The sequence below is a fragment of the Nocardioides sp. NPDC057577 genome, from assembly GCF_042801335.1.
GTDB lineage: Bacteria > Actinomycetota > Actinomycetes > Propionibacteriales > Nocardioidaceae > Nocardioides.
The window spans coordinates 1-1,627 of sequence record NZ_JBHVGB010000331.1; the positions used below are offsets into that span (position 1 = coordinate 1).

Consider the following 1,627-nt stretch of genomic DNA (forward strand, 5'->3'; position numbering starts at 1 on the left):
GGCGAGCGCTTCTGCCTTCCGTGATCGCGTGGCTGCGATCACGGGTGAAATGATTCAGAGAATACAGTTAGCCAAGCTAAACTTTGGCCCGATGCCCACGACCCACACCAGCCCCCGCCTCACCTTCGCGATCGTCGCCATCGGCGTCTGCTCCTACTCCCTGCTGCAGTCGGTCTCCGTGCCGACGATGCCGCTGATCCAGACCGAGCTGGAGACCGACCAGGCGACGGCGTCCTGGATCCTGACCGCGTTCCTGCTCTCGGCCTCGGTCGCAACCCCGATCATCGGCCGGATGGGCGACTCCTTCGGCAAGCGCCGGATGTACGTGTGGAGCCTGGCCGCCCTCACCGCCGGCGCTCTCCTCGCCGCAGCGGCCCCCAGCATCGAGGTCATGATCGGCGCCCGGGTCCTGCAGGGGCTGGGCGGCGGCACCTTGCCGCTGGCCTTCGCGATCCTGCGTGACGAGCTGCCCAAGGAGCGCGTCGCCGGTGCGATCGCGGTGACCTCGTCGCTGCTCTCGATGGGCTTCGCGGCCGGGATCGTGCTGGCGGGCCCGGTCGCCGCGACGCTCGGCTTCCGGGCGCTGTTCCTGCTGCCCGCGCTGGTCGCGGCCGGCGCCGCGATCGCCGCGCTGCGGATGTTGCCCGAGTCCCCGGTGCGCACCGGCGAGCGGATCCCGCTGCTCCCCGCCGTACTTCTCGCCGGTTGGCTGGTCGCGCTCCTCCTCGGCGTCAGCCGGGCACCGTCGTGGGGCTGGACCTCGCCGGCCACCATCGGCCTGCTCGGTGCCGCCGTCGTGCTCCTGGCCACCTGGATCCGGGTCGAGTGGACCGCACGGCAGCCACTGGTCGACCTGCGTCTGATGGGCCGCCGCGGCGTGTGGACCGCCAATCTGGTCGCCCTGCTGATCGGCATCGCGATGTACGCCTCCTTCGGCTTCATCCCGCAGCTCACCCAGACCCCGCCGTCGGCCGGCTACGGGTTCGGGGCTTCGGTCACCGTCGCCGGCTACCTGATGCTCCCGACAGCCATCACCTCGTTCCTGTGCGGGCTGGTCAGTGCCCGGCTCGCCGAGCTCATCGGGATGCGCCGCATCCTGGTCATCGGCGGACTGCTCACCGCGGTCTCCCTGGCGATGGTCGCCTTCGTCCACGACGAGCCGTGGCAGATGTGCATCGCCGCGGGGCTCTCCGGCTTCGGCACCGGCCTGGTCTTCGCCAACCTCGCCAACGCGGTCGTGGCCGCGGTGCCGCCGGAGCACACCGGCGTGGCCACCGGGATGAACGCCAACATCCGCACCGTCGGCGGCACCATCGGAACCGCGGTCATGACCTCCCTGGTCACCGCGCACACCCTGCCGTCGGGCTACCCCACCGAACAGGGGTACGTCACCGGCTTCAGCTTCCTCACCGTCGTCGCCCTGGGTGCCGCCCTCGCGGCCATGCTCATCCCCCTGCCGTCCTCGACCACCACGACGAACACCCCTCCGCCTCCTACGTGCTGCGCGTCAACGGCGCCGACCGGCCGGTCAGCGACGCCTGGATCGGCGAGTCGCTGCTGTACGTGCTCCGCGAACGCCTCGGCCTCGCGGGCGCCAAGGACGGCTGCTCCCAGGGGGAGTGCGGGG

The 1,627-nt window shown here is 71.2% G+C and carries 1 protein-coding gene; it reads left to right on the forward strand.

Annotation, left to right across the window (positions count from 1 at the left end; genetic code table 11):
* Positions 1-91: 91 nt before the first annotated feature.
* On the forward strand, positions 92-1,627 hold a 1,536-nt coding region (locus ACFU7D_RS29555; protein WP_378874074.1), incomplete at its 3' end, for an MFS transporter.